General features: G+C 33.4%; 3 protein-coding genes. All 3 read left to right on the forward strand.

Annotated elements, in window-relative coordinates:
* Positions 1 to 180 precede the first annotated feature (180 nt).
* The 3 genes from JWG41_RS11240 to JWG41_RS11250 all read left to right on the forward strand — a co-directional run bounded on the left by JWG41_RS11240 (position 181) and on the right by JWG41_RS11250 (position 1,814).
* Entirely contained in the window at positions 181 to 801 is a 621-nt protein-coding gene (locus JWG41_RS11240) for a hypothetical protein (protein WP_205270031.1), read from the forward strand.
* Between the two features lie 358 nt (positions 802 to 1,159).
* Positions 1,160 to 1,474, forward strand: coding sequence for a nucleotidyltransferase family protein (locus JWG41_RS11245; RefSeq protein ID WP_205270032.1), 315 nt, complete (start codon positions 1,160 to 1,162; stop codon positions 1,472 to 1,474).
* Positions 1,464 to 1,814: a HepT-like ribonuclease domain-containing protein gene (locus JWG41_RS11250; protein WP_205270033.1), complete on the forward strand. Its 351-nt coding sequence runs from the start codon at positions 1,464 to 1,466 to the stop codon at positions 1,812 to 1,814. The genes JWG41_RS11245 and JWG41_RS11250 overlap by 11 nt, the downstream gene beginning before the upstream one ends.
* The last annotated feature ends 99 nt before the right edge of the window (positions 1,815 to 1,913 follow it).

The raw sequence follows: 1,913 nt of genomic DNA on the forward strand, positions 1-1,913 counted from the left end.
CCTACGGCAAATTTCCCGCTACTCCTAACGCCTCTACGAGGCTCAGGGCGGGAAACTTCGGGAAGCCTACTTCGTTAACCGAAATCGCAAAAATTTAGTTTAATATAATATTTTTGTTTTAAGAACTTGACTTTAAGTTCCTCTCAATCTCAGTTTATTAGAAAAAACCGAAGGAAATTTATGAAGATTTTTAAATTATTAGCCTTAGTTCTGCTTTTTACTTCACTAACCCAATGTATTACCTATTTAAAAAAGGATATTCCTCCATATAATCCTGCAAAAGTAGATAAGAAAATAACTAATGTAGACTTTGTATTATATTATAAGAGTTTTAATGCATTAGGTGAAAAATTTTATGTTTCAGAAGCTGTTCATAAAGCAAATAAACAAGCATTTACTGATATAATCTCTGGTTGTAAATGTATTAATAAATTTAACTTATATGTAGATGGACTAGATGACTTAAGCAAAATTAATAGTAAAAACTTAGTTAACATTGAAGTAACAACCAAAGTAATACCAAATAGTTCATTCTTTTTAACTACCACTCTTCATGTTATTACTGGTACTTTATTTCCACTTTTTGCTGAAATAAATGGGAAAACTGAATTTATAGTTTTTAACCATGGTAAGGAAATAAAAAGATATACTTACGAAAATGAGGTTGTAGAAGTAAGACAACTCTTTTTGTTATTTGCGATGCCGTTTACAACTAGAAGTTATATCACTAACCAGAATGTTCCTGATAACTTTATAAATGATATTTATAGAGATAAATTATTTTCATTCGATTCAAATTAACTTCTAATACATTCAATCTATATATATCTAAATTCCGAGATCCTAATTAACAGATTAGCGACTTCGGTTAACAGCGGGGAAACGCTTCGCTTCGGCACTGCCGGCCTCGCTTGGGCTGCGCCACATTCCTCTCCGTCACGCTTTGTTGCGTTCGCAAAAAGCGCGCCGACGCTAACGCCTACTACGTAGGCTCAGCTACGAGGAACGTCGTCTCCCCTAGTTCGTTATACGTAATCGCTTAAATCTTTATCTCCAGAAATGAGGAACACAATTAACAGCCCAGAAATATCAGAAAAACAAAAAAAAAGAGTCATTTTCAATTGCTTGACTTTTATCAAAAATCTCCAAATTTTGAGCTATGGCGACAGTCAATTTTTTAGATGCTAATTCGATTCAAAACTCCTTAAAACAGTATAAACAGGAGCTCGATTTACTAGGTGTTGAAACAATTCACCTTTTTGGATCTGTCGCAAGAAATGAAGCAAAGGCAAATAGCGATATTGATTTCCTTGTAAAGTTTAAGCCTGGAATGAAAAATTTTGATAATTACATTAATCTAACATTTCTACTTGAAGATCTTTTTAATGTAAAGGTTGATCTGCTGACTGCTGACTCTATTTCGGGCACACTTAAAAATTCTCTTGAAAGTGAGTCAGTTTTAATTGAAGTCTGATATTGATTATATTAAACATATCTATAATGAAATTTTGTTTATTAAAGATGAATTAACAAAAACTGATGAGGCTTCATTTCTTAACAATAATGTATTAAAACGTGCTTTTGTTAGAAGTATCGAAATCATCGGCGAAGCCTCTAACAAACTTTCCGATTCCTTTAAGAAAAAATATAATGAACCAGAATGGAGAAAATTCTCAGCAACTAGAAACCATTTAATCCATGGTTACTTTATTGTTGATTATGATATTGTTTGGGATCTCGTAAAAAATAAAATCCCGGTCCTTGAAGTTCAAATTAAAGAAATCTTACTAAAAGAAAAAACTCTTTTCGATTAATTTCGCGACTACGTATAACAGTGACTTACCGCTACGCTTCGGCACGAGGCCTCGCTCGGCCTACGGCAAATTCCCCTTCTGGCATTCGCCTTGCTTACG

Source organism: Leptospira chreensis, from assembly GCF_016919165.1.
Classification (GTDB): domain Bacteria; phylum Spirochaetota; class Leptospiria; order Leptospirales; family Leptospiraceae; genus Leptospira_A; species Leptospira_A chreensis.